The sequence below is a fragment of the Streptomyces chumphonensis genome (genome assembly GCF_014779715.1).
GTDB lineage: Bacteria > Actinomycetota > Actinomycetes > Streptomycetales > Streptomycetaceae > Streptomyces > Streptomyces chumphonensis.
In genome coordinates, this window is record NZ_JACXYU010000006.1 from 24,593 (window position 1) to 41,393 (window position 16,801).

A 16,801-nucleotide genomic window follows, 5' to 3' on the forward strand; every position below is an offset into this window, starting at 1 on the left:
ACGGCCGGCGGTCGGGCGCCCGCGCGGCCTGCGCGATACTGGACGCATGCGGCTGACGGACTTCTGGGAGCGGATGACGGCGCACTTCGGCCCGGCGTACGCCGACTCCTTCGCGCGTGACCACGTCATGTCCGAGCTGGGCGGCCGTACGGTGCGCGAGGCGCTGGACGCCGGGTGGAACGCGAAGGACGTCTGGCGCGCGGTCTGTGCGGCGATGGACGTCCCCGCCGAGCTGCGCTGACGGCATCGCGCCACAGCGTCATAGCGTCATCGCGCTCCACTTCTTCTCACCCCTTCGGGTGGCGCGAGGATCCACAGGGAGCGACATCGGGGCGGTGAGCTGCGGGTTTCTGGTCTCCACAGGGGCGGCGGGTTCACTTGACACAAAAATCGAACATGGATTCCCATGGAGGCGGCGGAAGCGCTCCTGGCTCTTCCAGGTCTCCGGCCCCGCGGGCAGGTCCTCGCGGGTCGGTGAGGGGCCTGGGTGGCCCGATTGTCAGTGGCAGCCGCTAGCGTCCCGGATGTGAAGCGATCGAACCAGAAACCGGTGGCACCCATGGCAGGAACCGACCGCGAGAAGGCGCTCGACGCCGCGCTCGCACAGATTGAACGGCAGTTCGGCAAGGGCGCCGTGATGCGTCTCGGTGAGCGGCCGAACGAGCCCATCGAGGTCATCCCCACCGGGTCGACGGCGCTGGATGTGGCCCTGGGGGTCGGCGGCCTGCCGCGCGGCCGTGTGGTCGAGGTCTACGGCCCGGAGTCCAGCGGCAAGACGACGCTCACCCTGCACGCCGTGGCGAACGCGCAGAAGGCGGGCGGCACCGTCGCCTTCGTCGACGCCGAGCACGCGCTCGACCCCGAGTACGCCAAGAAGCTCGGGGTCGACGTGGACCAGCTGATCCTCTCGCAGCCGGACAACGGCGAGCAGGCGCTGGAGATCACCGACATGCTGATCCGGTCCGGCGCGCTCGACCTCATCGTGGTCGACTCGGTCGCCGCCCTGGTGCCCCGCGCCGAGATCGAGGGCGAGATGGGCGACTCCCACGTCGGCCTCCAGGCACGGCTGATGAGTCAGGCGCTCCGCAAGATCACCGGCGCGCTCCACCAGTCGAAGACGACGGCGATCTTCATCAACCAGCTCCGCGAGAAGGTCGGAGTGATGTTCGGCTCGCCCGAGACGACGACCGGCGGCCGGGCGCTGAAGTTCTACTCCTCGGTGCGCCTGGACATCCGGCGGATCGAGACGCTCAAGGACGGCACCGACGCGGTCGGCAACCGCACCCGCGTCAAGGTCGTGAAGAACAAGGTCGCGCCGCCGTTCAAGCAGGCCGAGTTCGACATCCTCTACGGCATGGGCATCAGCCGCGAGGGCGGCCTCATCGACATGGGCGTGGAGCACGGCTTCATCCGCAAGTCGGGCGCCTGGTACACCTACGAGGGCGACCAGCTCGGCCAGGGCAAGGAGAACGCCCGCAACTTCCTGCGCGACAACCCGGACTTGGCCAACGAGATCGAGAAGAAGATCAAGGAGAAGCTCGGCATCGGTGTCCGGGTCGAGGAGCCCGCCGCCGAGCCCGGTGAGGACGCCGCCCCGGGCGCACCCGCCCCGGGCCTCGCGGAGCCGGTCTCGAAGGCCGCTCCGGTGACGGCCGCGAAGGGGAAGTCCGCCAAGGCCGCCGGCACCGCGGCCAAGAGCTAGTCCGGGCGCCCCGGTATGACACGGCGGACGGACTGGCCGGGGGACGCCCCGGCACCCGAGAACGGCGGTGCCGCCTCCTCGTCGAGGGCCGAGGAGGTGGCACCGTCCGGGTCCCGCGATCCGGTCGAGCAGGCGCGGGCGATCTGCCTGAGACTGCTCACCGGGACGCCCCGCACACGCAGCCAGCTCGCGGAAGCGCTGCGCAAACGCGGCATCCCCGACGAGGCGGCCGAGGAGGTGCTGGCCCGATTCGAGGAGGTCGGCCTCATCGATGACGCGGGGTTCGCCGACGCCTGGGTGGAGTCCCGCCACCACGGCCGGGGTCTCGCCCGCCGGGCGCTCGCGCGGGAGCTTCGCACCAAGGGCGTGGAGTCCTCGGTGATCGAGGGTGCGCTCGGGCGGCTGGACGCCGAGCAGGAGGAGGAGACGGCGCGCGCCCTGGTGGAGCGCAAGCTCCGGACCACCCGGGGCCTGGCGCCGGAGCGCCGGCTGCGCCGCCTCGCCGCGATGCTCGCCCGCAAGGGGTACGCCGAGGGTCTGGCGCTGCGTGTCGTCCGTCAGGCCCTGGAGGAGGAGGCCGAGCACCACGGGGACGGTGCCACCGGGTGGCCGGAGTCCTTCCCGGACCTCTGAGCCGGGCCGTCCGAGCGCGGTCGCCCCGTGTCCGCACGCCGCACTCAGGGCGCCGACCGGGGCAGGGTGAGCGTGACGCGGAGCCCCTGCGGCTCGCGGGGTGCGTAGGCGATCGACGCGTCACCGGCCGCGAGGAGGGCCCGCGCGATGGAGAGCCCGAGCCCGGAGCCGGAGACGTTCTGGTGGCGGCCGCTGCGCCAGAACCGGTCGCCGATCCGTTCGAGCTCGTCCTCGGTGAGCCCCGGACCCTCGTCGACCACCTCCACGGTGACGTGGTCACCGGCCGCCGCGACGGCCACGGTCACCGCCTTGCCGCGCGGTGTGAACTTCACGGCGTTGTCCACCACGGCGTCCAGCGCGCTCGACAGCGCGATCGGATCGGCCCACGCCGTCAGCGCCGCCGGTCCTTCCCGGCCGAGCTCCACCCCTTCGCGTTCCGCCACCGGGCGCCACGCGGCGATGCGCTCCGTGGCCAGCGCGCCCACGTCGGTCAGTCGCAGGTCCGCCCGGCTGTGCTCCGCCGTCGCCAGGCCCAGCAGGTCGTCCAGGACCCGGGCCAGCCGCTTGCCCTCCGTCTGCACCGCCTCGAAGCCCGCTCGGTCGCCCGGCAGCTCCAGCCCCAGCAGTTCGATGCGCAGCAGCAGCGCGGACAGCGGGTTCCTCAGCTGGTGCGAGGCGTCGGCGACGAAGGCGCGCTGCTGCTCCAGGATGTCCTCCACGTGGTCGGCCATCTCGTTGAAGGAGTGCGCCAGCCGACGCAGCTCGGGCGGGCCCCCGGCGGCGGCCACCCGGGAGGTGAGTCGTCCGGTGGCGATGTCGTGCGTCGCCTTGTCCAGGTCGCGCACGGGGCGCAGCACCCATCCCGAGAGCCGGGCCGCCGCCGCGAGGGCCAGGAGCATCGCGGCCGCCTCCCCGGCGGCCAGCGGTACCCAGTCGCGCAGGATGCGGGAGCGCAGCGGCCCGGTGGGGGAGTCGGTGAGCACGACGGCCACCACGTCGCCGTCCCGGATGACGGGGGAGGCGACGGCGATGCGGTGCGTCTGCCAGGGCCACACCTGGGGCGGGTCGTGGCTGCGCCGCCCGGCCAGGGCCTCCGCGAACGCGTCGGCCCCCGCTCCGGTGTCCGGCACGCGCCAGCCACCGGGGGAGGCGGCCATGGCCTGCCCGTCCCGGAAGAAGACCCCGGCGTTGATGCCGTAGAGGTCGTGGTAGCGGGCCAGCTCGTCGGTGAGGGTGGAGAGGCGCTCGTCGCGGTTGCCGTCCTCGATGCGGGCCTCGGCGGTCGGTTGTGACACCTCTCCCGGCCGTGCGGTGACGAACTGGGCGAGCGAGGCGAAGCGTGCGGTGTCGTCGATGCGGTCGACGACGAGGCGCTGCTGCTCGGCGGCGGCCATGCTGGCGGCGAGGGGGAAGCCCAGGGCGAGGAGCACACCGGCCATCAGGACGATGAGCAGGGGCAGCAGACGGGCGCGCACCGGCGGAACGTTACCGGGGCGGGTCGTCGTCGGGCACCGACAGCCGGTAGCCGACGCCGCGCACGGTCTCGATGAGGGCCGGCAGGCCGAGCTTGGACCGCAGCGAGGCGACGTGCACTTCGAGCGTGCGGCCCGTGCCCTCCCAGCTGGTCCGCCACACCTCGCTGATGATCTGCTCCCGCCGGTAGACGACGCCCGGGCGTTGGGCGAGCAGGGCCAGCAGGTCGAACTCCTTGCGGGTGAGGGCGACGGCCGCGCCGTCGACGGTGACGCGGCGTCCTGCGGTCTCGATCAGCACCGGCCCGATCCGCAGCCCGGGGTCCGCTTCGCGCTCGCCCTCCCCGGCGGGGGCGAGGGAGGGCGCGGGCCCGTCACCGTGGGCCGTGCGGCGGCCGACGGCGTGGATGCGGGCGAGCAGTTCTCCGGTGTCGTAGGGCTTCACGACGTAGTCGTCGGCTCCGAGGTTGAGCCCGTGGACGCGTGAGCGCACGTCGGCGCGGGCCGTCACCATGATCACGGGGACGCCGGTGCAGCGCCGGATGCGTCCGCAGACCTCGAAACCGTCCTGGTCGGGGAGGCCGAGGTCGAGGAGGACCACGTCGAAGGGCGCGCTGCCGTCGGAGGGGAGGATGTGTTCCAGGGCCTCCGCGCCGCCGCGTGCGTGGACGACGGTGAAGCCGTGCCGGGCGAGCACGGCGGACAGCGCGGCGGCGACGTGGTCGTCGTCCTCGACCAGCAACACGCGCATGTCGCCTCCGTCCCTGTGCTCCTCGTGTGCCCCTCGGCCCGTCCATTGTCCCGCCGAACGTCTCGGGGGGAAGCCCGCCTGCATCCACGCCGACGGAGATGCCGCACGTCAAGGCGGTTCCGGTCCGCCGGGCGTTCCGTTATGCAGCCGGTACGCGGCCCTTACGTCCCCTCACGCTCCGTGGTGGTGCGTGGCTGGATCGTTATGCTCAAGTTCCGCTCAGATGTGCTGACGCTGCTCCGAGGCGGTCACTAAGGTCCCACCAACCGACGAGGACGGAGCGAGTGACGCCGATGAGCGCAGTATCGGTGACCGAGGACGCCGGGGGCCCGGCGGACCCGGCGGAACCCCTGGTCGTACTGGACAACGTCAACAAGCACTTCGGCGCGTTGCACGTGCTCCAGGACATCGACCTGACCATCGCCCGCGGCGAGGTGGTCGTCGTGATCGGTCCTTCCGGGTCCGGCAAGTCGACCCTGTGCCGCACCATCAACCGCCTGGAGACGATCGACTCCGGGTCGATCAGCATCGACGGCAAGCCGCTCCCCGCCGAGGGCAGGGAACTGGCCAGGCTGCGCGCGGACGTGGGCATGGTCTTCCAGTCGTTCAACCTCTTCGCGCACAAGACGGTCCTGCAGAACGTCACGCTGGGCCAGACGAAGGTGCGCAGGACGCCGAAGGCCGAGGCCGAGGAACGGGCCCGCGCCCTGCTGGACCGGGTCGGGGTGGGCAACCAGGCCGACAAGTACCCCGCCCAGCTCTCCGGCGGCCAGCAGCAGCGCGTGGCCATCGCCCGTGCCCTCGCCATGGAGCCGAAGGTCATGCTCTTCGACGAGCCGACCTCCGCACTCGACCCCGAGATGATCAACGAGGTCCTGGAGGTCATGCAGCAGCTGGCCCGGGACGGCATGACGATGGTCGTCGTCACCCACGAGATGGGCTTCGCCCGGTCCGCGGCGAACCGCGTGGTCTTCATGGCCGACGGGCGGATCGTCGAGGAGGCGACGCCGGACCAGTTCTTCAGCAATCCGCGCAGCGACCGGGCGAAGGACTTCCTCTCGAAGATCCTCGCCCACTGAACGACCGCACGGGCCCCTTCCACCACTTCACCAAGGGAAACCACATGAGATTCCGCAAGACCGGTGCCGCCGTCGCCGCCGCGCTCGCCCTGGCCGTCTCGGCCACCGCCTGTGGCAGTGACAGCGGGAGCGACGACACGATCACGATCGGCATCAAGTTCGACCAGCCGGGTCTCGGCCTGAAGACCCCGGACGGCGCCTACGAGGGCTTCGACGTCGATGTGGCGACGTACGTCGCGAAGGAGCTCGGCTACGAGGCCGGGGACATCGAGTGGAAGCAGTCGCCGAGCCCGGAGCGGGAGAACCTGCTCAGCCGTGGTGACGTGGACATGATTGCGGCCACGTACTCCATCACCGACGAGCGCAAGGAGAAGGTCAGCTTCGCCGGCCCGTACCTCATCGCGCACCAGGACCTGCTGATCCGCTCGGACGAGACGGCGATCACCGACGCCTCGGACCTCAACGACAAGAACCTCTGCTCGGTCGGTGGTTCGACGTCCGCGCAGAACGTCAAGAACGAGCTGGCGCCCGACGCCGAACTGCAGGAGTTCGACACCTACTCCAAGTGCCTGGACGGCCTCAGCAAGGGCACCGTCGACGCGCTGACCACGGACGACGCCATCCTGGCCGGGTACGCCGCGCAGGACAACTACGAGGGCCAGTTCAAGCTCGCCGGCCTCAGCCTGAGCGACGAGAACTACGGGATCGGCCTGAAGAAGGGCGACACCGAGATGCAGGAGAAGGTCAACGCGGCCCTGGAGAAGATGATCGAGGACGGCTCCTGGAAGGAGGCCGTGGACAAGCACTTCGGCCCGGCCGGCTACGACCCGGGCGAGGCCCCGGAGATCACCGAGAAGAGCTGACCGGGCGGCGGTCGGACAAGAGCCACGGGGCGCGTCGGATTCCGCCCGACGCGCCCCGCCTTCCATGAGGTGAGAGCGCGGTAGACAGTGTTCGATTTCCTTGATTCGCCTCAGTACAACCTGCTCGGGGCGTTCTGGCTGACGGTGCAGCTCACCGTCTTCTCCGGGATCGGAGCCCTGGTCTGGGGCACGATCCTGGCCGGCATGCGGGTCAGTCCCGTCCCGGTGATGCGGGCCTTCGGCACGGCGTACGTGAACGTCGTGCGGAACACCCCGCTGACGCTCATCATCGTCTTCACGTCCCTCGGCCTGTACAACTCGCTCGGCATCACGCTGGGCGGCGGGGGTGACATCGAGTCGATCAACTTCCGGCTGGCCGTCCTGGGCCTGGCCGCCTACACGGCGACCTTCGTCTGCGAGGCGCTGCGGTCGGGGATCAACACCGTCGGCCTCGGCCAGGCGGAGGCGGCGCGCGCGCTGGGTCTCGGCTTCTTCCAGGTGCTGTGGTCGATCGTGCTGCCGCAGGCGTTCCGCTCGGTGGTGGCGCCGCTGGCGAGCGTCCTGATCGCCCTCACCAAGAACACGACGGTCGCCGCGGCCATCGGTGTCGCCGAAGCGGCGTTGCTGATGAAGGAGATGATCGAGAATGAGTCCGACGCGATCCTGCTGGTCTTCGCGGTGTTCGCCTTCGGGTTCATCGTTCTCACCCTTCCCACGGGTCTCGTGCTCGGCTGGCTCAGCAAGCGTGTGGCGGTGAAGCGATGAGTTCCGTCCTCTACGACACGCCGGGACCGCGTGCGAAGGTCCGCAACGCCCTCTACACGGTCGGGTTCCTCGTCGTGCTCGGCGCCGCGCTCTACTGGGTGCTGCGGACGCTGGGTGACGCGGGGGAGCTGGAGGCCGACAAGTGGTCCCCGTTCTTCACCGACTCGCGGGTGTGGACGACGTTCCTGCTGCCCGGGCTCGTCAACACCCTGAAGGCGGCGGCCCTCGCGATGGCCATCGCACTACCGCTGGGCGCCGTGCTCGGCATCGCGCGGCTCTCGGACCACGCCTGGGTGCGCGGTGTCGCGGGTGCGATCGTGGAGTTCTTCCGGGCCATTCCGGTGCTGCTCCTCATGGTCTTCGCGAACGAGGCCTACGCGATGTGGACGAACGTGGACTCCGGCGTGCGGCCGCTCTACGCGGTCGTCACCGGCCTGGTCCTCTACAACGCCTCCGTGCTCGCCGAGGTGGTGCGGGCCGGCATCCTGTCGCTGCCGCGCGGCCAGACGGACGCCGCGCAGGCGATCGGGATGCGCAAGTGGCAGGTCATGACCTTCGTCCTGCTGCCGCAGGCGGTCACGGCGATGCTTCCGGCCATCGTGAGTCAGCTGGTCGTCATCGTGAAGGACACCGCGCTCGGTGGTGCGGTGCTGGGCTTCAGCGAGCTGCTGCGCCAGGGTGACCTGATCACGGTCAACTACTCGAACCCCATCGCCGCCTACCTCTTCGTCGGCCTGCTGTTCATCGTGCTCAACTTCGCCCTGACCGGTGGGGCCGGTTGGCTGGAACGGCGCATCCGGCAGGGCGGGAGGTCCTCCGGCAAGGCCCTGACCACCGAGCAGCTGGAGGAACTGGAGAACGTCGGCCCCGAGCCGGTGACGGGGCGGGGCGGCGAGACCGGCCGGACCTGAGGCGCCCCGGGCCCTCCGTCCCCCCGCACGCAACCCGCTGCCCGGGCGGCCGTCACTTGACGGTTGCACGGGCAGTGGGTTGCATACGGGTGTGATCACGCACGGCCTTCGGCCTCCGGCCCCCACTCCCGTCCCCGTCGGGGACTCCCGGCACGGACCGAGGCGTCGGAACGGGGTGCGGTGGAGCCGGTGATCGTGGTCGGCGCGGGCCCGGTGGGGCTGGCGCTGGCGCTGGCGCTCGCACGGCACGAGGTGCCGTCGGTGCTGCTGGAGACGGGGGACGGTGAGGCGCCCGCGCGCCCGGCGCGCACCTGCGTCCTGCGCCCCGACACCGCCGCGCTCGCCCAGCGGCTGGCCGGCCCGGCGGAACTGCCGGGCACCCACTGGCGCGTCTGGCGCACGCTGCGCCGCCGTCAGTGCCTGGACCAGGAGGACTTCGCGCCGGGCGATGCGCCCTTCCACCTGCCGCAGCACTCCCTGACCGGCGCGCTCACGGCCGCCGTGCGCCGCAGCGGGCTCGTCGACTTCGTCCCCGGCCGCCGCCTGACGGAGCTGGAGCAGCACGATTCGGGGGTGCGGGCCCGCACCTCGGGAGGGCTGGGCGTCGCGTGGTCGGGGAGCTACCTCGTGGGCTGCGACGGGGCCCGCTCGACCGTCCGCAAGCTGCTCGGCGTCCGCTTCCCGGGCCGGACGTCGGTCGAGCGCCGGGCGGTCGCCGCCCTGCGCGTGCCGCTGCCCTGGCCGGACGAGGCGCTGCTGCACCGTGATCCGCCCGGCGGCGGCGAGGTCAGCGCCCGCTCGCTGCCCGGTGGCCTGTGGCGGCTGGACTGGCGGCTGCCGCCGCGCGGCGATCTCGTCACCCCCGAGGACCTGCTGCGGCGGATCGGGAGCACGCTCGCCGCCTGGTCGGAGGAGGCGGGGCCGCAGGACGGGTCGCCCGCCTACGACCTGCTGGACACCGGCGTCCACACGGCGCACCAGCGTCTGGCCCGCCGCTGGCGTTGCGGGCGGGCCTTCCTGGCCGGGGACGCCGCGCGGCTGCTGGGCGCGCTCGGCACCCAGAGCGTCGACGAGGGGCTGCGCGACGCCGACAACCTGGCCTGGAAGCTGGCCGTCGCCTGGCACGGCGGGGACGGTGCGGCGGCGGACGCCCTGCTGGACACCTACGAGAGCGAGCGACGCGGCGTCTCGGTCGCCCGGCTGCGTGCCCTGGACCAGGCGCTGCCCCTGGTGCAGGGCGGCAGTGCGCTGCGTTCCCTCCTGCCCGGTGGCCGGGGGCCGCTCGGGCTCCTCACCGACGGCCACGCCGGCCGGGGCCCGCTGGGCGCGCCCGGGGCGTACGCGGCGTCCCCGCTGACGTCACCCGCGCTGCCGGGGCTGGCCGTCGCCGCCGAGTTGGGACGGCCGGCCGCCGACGTCCCGGTGACGGTGCCGGGCGGGGAGCGCCAGCCGTTGCGCGGCCGGCTGGGCCGACGCCTGCTGGTGGTGCTCGTGGCGCCCGGCACGGGTGTGTGGGAGAGCCGGCACTGGCGCAACGCGGGCGTCATGCCGCAGCTCGCGGCAGCCGTGCGGGAGCTGCCGCTGCCCGCCGAGCTCCTGGTGGCCGAGGCGTACCCGGGCGCCGAGGCGCACAGCGTCCTCCTGGTCCGCCCGGACGGGCACCTGGCGGCGGCGCTGCCGGGCGTGGACGCGGCGGAACTGCACGCGAGCGCGATGCGGCTCGCCGGTGGTGACGGCGCCGACCTCAGGGCTTGACCGCGCGGTAGTAGCGCCGGGCGCCTTCGTGCAGGGGGAGCGGGTCGGTGTAGATGGCGGTGCGCAGGTCCACACGCTGGGCGGCGTGCACCTCGTGGGCGATGCGGTCCCGGTTGCGGATGAGGACGCGCGTCAGCGCGGCGGTCACGTCCGGGTCCGCCCGCTGCGCCGTCACCAGCAGGTTGGCCACGGCGACCGTCTCCACCCCTTCGCCGCGCTGCACGTCGGGGTAGGCGTCGGCGGGCATGACGGCGGCGCGGTAGTGCCGGGCGACGGGGTCCTGGGCGTGCAGCGCGGGCACGAGGTCGCCCAGGCCGACCAGCCGGACGTCGCTGCGGGCGGCGAGGCTCTGGACGGCGCCGGTGGGCAGTCCGCCGCTCCAGAAGAAGGCGTCGAGCCGGCCGCCTTCGAGCATGCCCGGCATGGTGTCGATGCCCTCGTGCACGGTGGTCACCTCCCGGTCCGGATCCAGCCCGGCCGCGGTGAGGAGCCGCCGGGCGATGGGCCGCACGCCGGACTCCAGCTCGCCCACGCCGACCCGCAGCCCCGCCAGGTCGGCGGCCGTGCGGACAGGGGAGTCGGCGGGGACGACGAGTTGGATGTAGTCGTCGTAGAGCCGGGCGCACGCGCGCAGCCGGGCGGCGTCCGGGCCGCCCGCGCCGAGGTGGGCGGCGACGGCGTCGGCCTGGGCGATGGTGAAGTCCGCCTCGCCGGAGAGCACGCGCCGGATGTTCTCCACCGAGCCCTGGCTCGGCCGCAGCTCCATCTCCAGCTCCGGCAGCTCCGTCCGCACGCGCTGCTCCAGCAGGGCGCCGTAGCGCTCGTAGACGCCGGTCGGCACCCCCGTGGCGAACGTGACCCGGCCCCCGGGCGACGGGGCGTCGGCGGGCAGCAGCCACCACGCGAGCAGCGCGAGCGCGACGAGCGCGGCGCCGGCTTCGAGTGCCCGGCGCCGGCCGAGACGGCGGATGCGGAGGGTGGCCATGGGCCGATCCTGCCATCCGCGCTCCGCCGGGCGGCAGGTGTGTGCACCGGAGGGGCGGAGGGCCCGGGTGAACGCGTACCCTGGTCGACTGAGATGACTGCGAAGACTTATGAGCTGCGCACCTTCGGCTGCCAGATGAACGTCCACGACTCCGAGCGGATGGCCGGTCTGCTGGAGGACGCCGGTTATGTGCGCGCGCCCGAGGGGGCCGACGGCGCCGATGTCGTCGTCTTCAACACCTGCGCGGTGCGGGAGAACGCCGACAACCGGCTGTACGGCAACCTCGGCCAGCTGGCGCCCAGGAAGGCCGCCCGGCCCGGCATGCAGATCGCGGTGGGCGGGTGCCTGGCCCAGAAGGACCGCGACACGATCGTGAAGAAGGCGCCCTGGGTGGACGTCGTCTTCGGAACCCACAACGTCGGCAAGCTGCCGGTGTTGCTGGAGCGGGCCCGCGTGCGGCGGGAGGCGCAGGTCGAGATCGCCGAGTCGCTGGAGGCGTTTCCCTCCACCCTGCCCACGCGCCGGGAGTCGGCCTACGCGGCGTGGGTGTCGGTCTCCGTCGGGTGCAACAACACGTGCACGTTCTGCATCGTGCCGCAGCTGCGCGGCAAGGAGAAGGACCGCAAGGCCGGCGACGTCCTCGCCGAGATCGAGGCGCTGGTCGCCGAGGGCGTCATCGAGATCACCCTGCTCGGCCAGAACGTGAACGCCTACGGCAGCGACATCGGCGACCGGGAGGCGTTCGGCAAGCTGCTGCGCGCCTGCGGCCGGATCGAGGGGCTGGAGCGCGTCCGCTTCACCTCGCCCCACCCGCGGGACTTCACCGACGACGTCATCGCCGCCATGGCGGAGACCCCGAACGTCATGCCGCAGCTCCACATGCCGCTGCAGTCGGGCTCCTCCAGGGTGCTGAAGGACATGCGTCGCTCCTACCGGCAGGAGCGTTTCCTGAAGATCATCGAGAACGTCCGGGCGGCGATGCCCCGGGCGGCGATCTCGACGGACATCATCGTGGGCTTCCCCGGCGAGACCGAGGAGGACTTCCAGGAGACCCTGCACGTCGTCCGGGAGGCCCGCTTCGCGCAGGCGTTCACCTTCCAGTACTCCAAGCGTCCGGGCACCCCGGCCGCCGAGATGGACGGCCAGATCCCCAAGGCGGTCGTCCAGGAGCGCTACGAGCGGTTGGTGGCCCTCCAGGAGGAGATCTCCTGGGCCGAGAACAGGGCCCAGGTCGGCCGGACCCTGGAGGTGCTGGTCGCCGAGGGCGAAGGCCGCAAGGACGAGGCCACCCGACGGTTGTCCGGCCGGGCCGCCGACAACCGACTGGTGCACTTCGCGCGCCCCGAGGAGCCGGTGCGCCCCGGCGACATGGTGAGCGTCAAGGTCACCTACGCCGCCCCGCACCACCTGCTGGCGGAGGGCCCGGCGCTCGCGGTCCGGCGCACGCGCGCCGGTGACGCCTGGGAGGCCCGCACCGCGGCCCCCGCCCCCTCGGGCGTGATGCTCGGTCTGCCCACGGTGGGGGCGCCCGCCGCGCGGCCCGCCGCGCAGGGGGACGGCTGCCGGGTCTGCTGACGGCGGGCACCGGCCGTCGCGGCGGGGCCGGGCGCCGTCGCGGGGGTGCCCCGGCGGGCGACGGACCGCACCCGTTGCCGAATATGCCGATCCGCGCCGGATGCGGGGGCATGTCGCCCCCGCGGCGCTAGGCTGCCGCCCATGCTTGCCGCTGCCGCCGCCTGCCCCTGCCCCCCGCTGCTGGTGCCCGAGGTCGCCAAGGGCGCCGCACCCGAGATGGACGACGCCCGTGCCGCCTGTGCCGAGGCCCTGGACGCCTTGGCCGCCGCCCGCCCCGACCGCCTCGTCGTCGTCGGGCCCGCCAACCCGCTGGCCCGGGGGAGCTACCCGCCGGGCAGCCGGGGCTCGTTCCACGGCTACGGGGTGGACGTCGCGGTCGCGCTCGGGCGGGGCGAGGGCGGGGACCGTCCGCTGCCGCCCTCCCTGGCCGTGGGCGCCTGGCTCCTCGACCACCACGGCTGGCGGGCCGCCCCGGTCACCGGGCGCGGTGTGGCGGAGACGCTGACGCCCGAGCGGTGCGCCGGCATCGGCCGCGAACTGGCCGGGGACGGCGACCGCGTCGCGCTGCTCGTCATGGGGGACGGCAGCGCCTGCCGCACGCTCAAGGCACCCGGCTACTTCGACGAGCGGGCCGCCGCGTTCGACGCGGAGGTCGCGCGGGCCCTCGGCGCCGCCGACACCGGGGCGCTGGCCGCACTCGATCCCGAGCTCGGCTACGAGTTGCAGGCGTCCGGCCGGGCGGGCTGGCAGGTGCTCGCCGCAGCCGCCGGACGGACCCGGCTCACCGGCAAACTGCTCTACGACCGCGCGCCCTACGGCGTCGGATACCTCGTGGCGTGCTGGTCCTGACCCCGGACGTCCGCCGCGTCGACCGCGTGACCCCGGTGGTCGTGCGGCCGACGCGGCGGACGGGGGACGTGACCGCCGCGTCGGCCCTCAGCGCGGCCCGCCCGGCTGACCGCCCGGCCCCGGACCGCCGGGGCCGGGGTGCCCGCCGGGGCCGCCCGGTCCGCGCCGCCGCTGTTCGTCGGCCAGCCGGTCCACGGCCTGTCGGGCCTTCTGGCTGCCCGTCCGCAACTGGCCGCTGTACTTGCCCTTGGTCTTCTTGTCGGCCATCTGCGCCGCTCTGTCGACCGCCTGGCCGACCTTGCTCTCGTGCTTGACGAGCAACCCCTTGAGCTTGTCCATCATGCTCATCGCAGTCACCTTCCTCGACGTCGGATCTCAGGTACGTGCACCGTCGCCGCTTTCGGTGGCAGCGGCTTCACCGGCGGACTGCTGCTTGGGGATCCCCACGTCCTCCCGAGGCTCTCCCGGCGCGCCGTCCGTCTTCGTGGCAACGGCGGCGGGCCCCTCGGGGTTCCCGGCGCCGTCCTCGGGCGTCTTCCCGTCGGCTTCCGCCGCACACGTGTCGGCGGCGTCCGCGTGGTCGGCGGCGTCGTGCGGTGCCGTCTCCCCGGCGCCGGCCGCCCCGGCGGCACCTTCCTCCCCGGCCGCCCCGGCCGCCCCGGCGGCGACGGGGGTGTCGACTTCCGCTCCGGACGGCCCGTCGGTCGGCTTCCTGCGGAACCAGCTCAGTACGCCCATGACAACTCCCCATCGTGCGGGTGCGGCTCGCGCGCCACCACCTCTGTGAAGCGCAACGACGGCGCCCGGGTGGCGTCACGTCGCCCGTTCGTGAGGGGTCGGCCCGGTTTGGGAGACTGATCGGTGTGAACAGCCCCCCATTCCGACCGTCCCCCTCCGCCCCGCAGGTCGTCGCCGTGGTCGGCCCGACCGCCGCCGGAAAGTCCGACCTCGGCGTGGCGCTCGCCCGCGCGCTGGACGGCGAGGTCGTCAACGCCGACTCGATGCAGCTCTACCGGGGCATGGACATCGGCACGGCCAAACTCACCCCGGGGGAGCGGCGGGGTGTCCGGCACCGGTTGCTCGACGTCTGGGACGTGACGGTCGCCGCGAGCGTCGCGGAGTACCAGCGCCTGGCCCGGGAGGAGATCGACGCCCTGCTCGCGCGCGGCCGCACGCCGGTGCTCGTCGGCGGTTCCGGGCTGTACGTGCGCGGGGCGCTGGACGCGCTGGAGTTCCCCGGCACCGATCCGCTGGTGCGGTCCCGGCTGGAGGCGGAACTCGACGAGCACGGCCCGGGGGAGCTGCACCGCCGCCTCGCCGCCGCCGACCCGGCCGCCGCGGCGGCCATCCTGCCGGGCAACGGGCGCCGTATCGTGCGCGCCCTGGAGGTCATGGAGATCACCGGGCGCCCCTTCACCGCGCAGCTGCCGGAGCCGGGCGCGCGGCGGGACGTGTACGACACGCTCTACGTCGGGGTCGACGTCCCCCGGCCCGAGCTGGACGAGCGGATCGCCCACCGCGTGGACGTCATGTGGGAGGCGGGGCTGGTCGAGGAGGTCCGGGCGCTGGAGGCGGTGGGGCTCCGGGAGGGCCGGACGGCCTCCCGTGCCCTGGGGTACCAGCAGGTGCTGGCGGCGCTCGCCGGGGAGTGCGCCGAGGAGGACGCCCGCCGGGAGACGGTGCGGGCCACCAAGCGCTTCGCGCGGCGGCAGGACTCGTGGTTCCGCCGGGACGATCGCGTGCACTGGCTGAGCGGTGCCGCCCAGGACCGCGACAGCCTCGCCGGACACGCGCTGTCGCTGGTCGAACGGGCGGTCACAGCCTGATCACGTCATGGCATCGGGACGCCCGGAGAGCCCTGACCGGCAGGTCCGACGTGCCATCATCGACGCTCTAGCCGCAATGCCGTGGTGAGTCGGGAGGGCACGTGGCGATGGATGCCGGCCCTCGTGGCGGCGACGAACCGGGACGGGAGACGGGCCCCGCGACGCGGGTGCGCGACGACTCCCGCGAGAGCGCGGCGACCTCCGCGCGCGTCGGGACCGACGGGACGTCCGGGATCGCGGACGTACCCGGGGCCCGGTTCGCCGTGGACGGCGCACCGGGCGGCGGCGAGGAGGAGCCGTACCCCGAGGAGTCGTACGCGGAGCTGCGACCGCCGCGCCGGCTGCGGCTGTGGCAGCTCGCGCCGATCGTCGGCCTCGCCGTGCTCGGCTCGCTGATGTTCGCCTTCCCCCTCGCCTTCGAGTTCGGGGACGGCGGCGCCGTCGTCGCGATGCTGGGCCTGCTGATCACCGGCTGCGCGGCGGGCTGGGGACTGATGGCGGCCCGCCGGGTCGGCCACGCCTGGCCCGGCATGCCGGCCCGGGGTACGGGGGAGCGCCCCGACTGGCGCGTCGTCGCCCTGTACGCGTCGGTCTGCGTCGTCCTGGTCGCGCTGGCGGTGTGGCGGGTGGCCCGCCTCCGGTAGACCGTGGGGGTCCCGTCCGAGGGCGGCACCGCCCCGACGGCCCCCCGTGGTCGCGGCCGGGGGGCGCGCCGCGCCGGCTCCCGTACGATCGCCGTGTGAGCACCGCACCGCAGCCTTCCGCGCCTCTGGTCTTCCTCAAGGGCCACGGCACCGAGAACGACTTCGTGATCCTTCCCGACCCCGAGGGGCTGGTGGAACTGCCGGCCCGCACGGTGGCGCGGCTGTGCGACCGCCGGGCGGGGCTGGGCGCCGACGGGGTGCTGCACGTGGTGCGGTCCGCCGCGCACCCCGAGGCGCGGGCGATGGCGGCGACGGCCGAGTGGTTCATGGACTACCGCAACAGCGACGGCAGCATCGCCGAGATGTGCGGCAACGGGGTGCGGGTCTTCGCCCGGTACCTGCACCGCGCCGGCCTGGTGAAGGACGAGGCGTTCGGCGTCGCCACCCGAGCCGGGGTCCGGCACGTCCGGCTGGGCGAGGACGGACGGGTCACCGTCGGCATGGGCCGGGCGACGCTGCCGCAGGAGGAGCCGCCGGTCACCGTCACCGTGGGGGAGCGCACCTGGCCGGCCCGCAACGTGAACATGGGCAATCCGCACGCCGTCGCCTTCGTCGCCGACCTCGCGGACGCCGGGCACCTGCTGGAGGCCCCGGTGGTGGCTCCGGCGGACGCCTACCCGGAGGGCACGAACGTCGAGTTCGTCGTCGACCGGGGGCCCGGGCACGTCGCGCTGCGCGTGCACGAGCGGGGTTCGGGCGAGACCCGTTCCTGCGGCACCGGAGCCTGCGCCGTCATGGTCGCCGCCGCCCGCCGGGACGGGGCCGACCCCGCCGAGCGGGGCGTGCCGGTGACGTACACGGTCGACGTGCCGGGAGGCCGGCTGGAGATCACCGAGCGCCCCGACGGCGAGATCGAGATGACCGGCCCGGCCGTCATCGTCGCCGAGGGTCTGGTCGAGCCGGCCTGGCTCGAGGCATAGGGGTGCCTGCC

Annotated in this window: 18 protein-coding genes; 13 read left to right on the plus strand and 5 right to left on the minus strand. The window is 73.5% G+C overall.

Annotated features, from left to right (window positions below; genetic code table 11):
- Window positions 1-46: 46 nt before the first annotated feature.
- From IF129_RS13650 to recX, 3 genes are all read left to right on the plus strand, one after another.
- The gene (locus IF129_RS13650; protein ID WP_191210100.1) at window positions 47-241 is read left to right on the plus strand and encodes a DUF3046 domain-containing protein; all 195 of its coding nucleotides are present in this window, start codon (window positions 47-49) and stop codon (window positions 239-241) included.
- 318 nt (window positions 242-559) lie between these two features.
- Window positions 560-1,702: a recombinase RecA gene (gene recA, locus IF129_RS13655; RefSeq protein ID WP_191209898.1), complete on the plus strand. Its 1,143-nt coding sequence runs from the start codon at window positions 560-562 to the stop codon at window positions 1,700-1,702.
- Window positions 1,703-1,717: 15 nt separating this feature from the next.
- Entirely contained in the window at window positions 1,718-2,335 is a 618-nt protein-coding gene (gene recX / locus IF129_RS13660; protein WP_191209899.1) for a recombination regulator RecX, read from the plus strand.
- Between the two features lie 44 nt (window positions 2,336-2,379).
- Here the strand turns inward: recX and IF129_RS13665 are convergent, their stop codons facing one another.
- Together IF129_RS13665 and IF129_RS13670 are read right to left on the minus strand one after the other, a co-directional pair.
- Complete coding sequence (locus IF129_RS13665; protein WP_191209900.1) at window positions 2,380-3,810, minus strand: sensor histidine kinase; 1,431 nt, start codon at window positions 3,808-3,810, stop codon at window positions 2,380-2,382.
- 10 nt (window positions 3,811-3,820) lie between these two features.
- Entirely contained in the window at window positions 3,821-4,558 is a 738-nt protein-coding gene (locus IF129_RS13670) for a response regulator transcription factor (protein WP_191209901.1), read from the minus strand.
- A 293-nt stretch (window positions 4,559-4,851) separates the two neighbouring features.
- Between IF129_RS13670 and IF129_RS13675 the strand changes: the two genes are divergently transcribed.
- The 5 genes from IF129_RS13675 to IF129_RS13695 all read left to right on the plus strand — a co-directional run bounded on the left by IF129_RS13675 (window position 4,852) and on the right by IF129_RS13695 (window position 9,931).
- Window positions 4,852-5,637, plus strand: a complete 786-nt coding sequence (locus tag IF129_RS13675; protein ID WP_191209902.1) for an amino acid ABC transporter ATP-binding protein — start codon at window positions 4,852-4,854, stop codon at window positions 5,635-5,637.
- A gap of 44 nt (window positions 5,638-5,681) precedes the next feature.
- Window positions 5,682-6,500 (plus strand): glutamate ABC transporter substrate-binding protein, encoded by an 819-nt coding sequence (locus IF129_RS13680; protein ID WP_191209903.1) that lies wholly within the window; start codon window positions 5,682-5,684, stop codon window positions 6,498-6,500.
- An 87-nt stretch (window positions 6,501-6,587) separates the two neighbouring features.
- Complete coding sequence (locus tag IF129_RS13685) at window positions 6,588-7,265, plus strand: amino acid ABC transporter permease (protein ID WP_191209904.1); 678 nt, start codon at window positions 6,588-6,590, stop codon at window positions 7,263-7,265.
- On the plus strand, window positions 7,262-8,176 hold the full coding sequence (locus IF129_RS13690; RefSeq protein ID WP_191209905.1) for an amino acid ABC transporter permease: 915 nt from the start codon (window positions 7,262-7,264) through the stop codon (window positions 8,174-8,176). Before IF129_RS13685 ends, IF129_RS13690 begins: the two co-directional genes overlap by 4 nt.
- Window positions 8,177-8,356: 180 nt before the next feature.
- Entirely contained in the window at window positions 8,357-9,931 is a 1,575-nt protein-coding gene (locus IF129_RS13695; RefSeq protein ID WP_191209906.1) for an FAD-dependent monooxygenase, read from the plus strand.
- On the opposite strand, the gene IF129_RS13700 is transcribed toward IF129_RS13695, so the two are convergent.
- Window positions 9,921-10,916, minus strand: coding sequence for a TAXI family TRAP transporter solute-binding subunit (locus tag IF129_RS13700; RefSeq protein ID WP_191209907.1), 996 nt, complete (start codon window positions 10,914-10,916; stop codon window positions 9,921-9,923). The genes IF129_RS13695 and IF129_RS13700 overlap by 11 nt on opposite strands.
- Window positions 10,917-11,009: 93 nt before the next feature.
- On the opposite strand from IF129_RS13700, the gene miaB reads away from it, so the two are divergent.
- Both miaB and IF129_RS13710 read left to right on the plus strand, forming a co-directional pair.
- Window positions 11,010-12,491, plus strand: coding sequence for a tRNA (N6-isopentenyl adenosine(37)-C2)-methylthiotransferase MiaB (miaB, locus tag IF129_RS13705; protein ID WP_191209908.1), 1,482 nt, complete (start codon window positions 11,010-11,012; stop codon window positions 12,489-12,491).
- 141 nt (window positions 12,492-12,632) lie between these two features.
- Entirely contained in the window at window positions 12,633-13,340 is a 708-nt protein-coding gene (locus tag IF129_RS13710; protein ID WP_191209909.1) for a class III extradiol dioxygenase subunit B-like domain-containing protein, read from the plus strand.
- A gap of 87 nt (window positions 13,341-13,427) precedes the next feature.
- Here IF129_RS13710 and IF129_RS13715 read toward each other — a convergent pair whose 3' ends face one another.
- Both IF129_RS13715 and IF129_RS13720 read right to left on the minus strand, forming a co-directional pair.
- Window positions 13,428-13,688, minus strand: coding sequence for an antitoxin (locus tag IF129_RS13715; protein ID WP_191209910.1), 261 nt, complete (start codon window positions 13,686-13,688; stop codon window positions 13,428-13,430).
- A 27-nt stretch (window positions 13,689-13,715) separates the two neighbouring features.
- The gene (locus tag IF129_RS13720; RefSeq protein WP_191209911.1) at window positions 13,716-14,078 is read right to left on the minus strand and encodes a hypothetical protein; all 363 of its coding nucleotides are present in this window, start codon (window positions 14,076-14,078) and stop codon (window positions 13,716-13,718) included.
- A 125-nt stretch (window positions 14,079-14,203) separates the two neighbouring features.
- On the opposite strand from IF129_RS13720, the gene miaA reads away from it, so the two are divergent.
- The 3 genes from miaA to dapF all read left to right on the plus strand — a co-directional run bounded on the left by miaA (window position 14,204) and on the right by dapF (window position 16,790).
- Window positions 14,204-15,166, plus strand: coding sequence for a tRNA (adenosine(37)-N6)-dimethylallyltransferase MiaA (gene miaA / locus IF129_RS13725; protein WP_191209912.1), 963 nt, complete (start codon window positions 14,204-14,206; stop codon window positions 15,164-15,166).
- Between the two features lie 107 nt (window positions 15,167-15,273).
- Entirely contained in the window at window positions 15,274-15,810 is a 537-nt protein-coding gene (locus IF129_RS13730; protein ID WP_191210101.1) for a hypothetical protein, read from the plus strand.
- Between the two features lie 95 nt (window positions 15,811-15,905).
- A complete protein-coding gene (dapF, locus tag IF129_RS13735) occupies window positions 15,906-16,790 on the plus strand; it encodes a diaminopimelate epimerase (RefSeq protein ID WP_191209913.1) in 885 nt (294 codons plus the stop codon).
- Window positions 16,791-16,801: the final 11 nt, after the last annotated feature.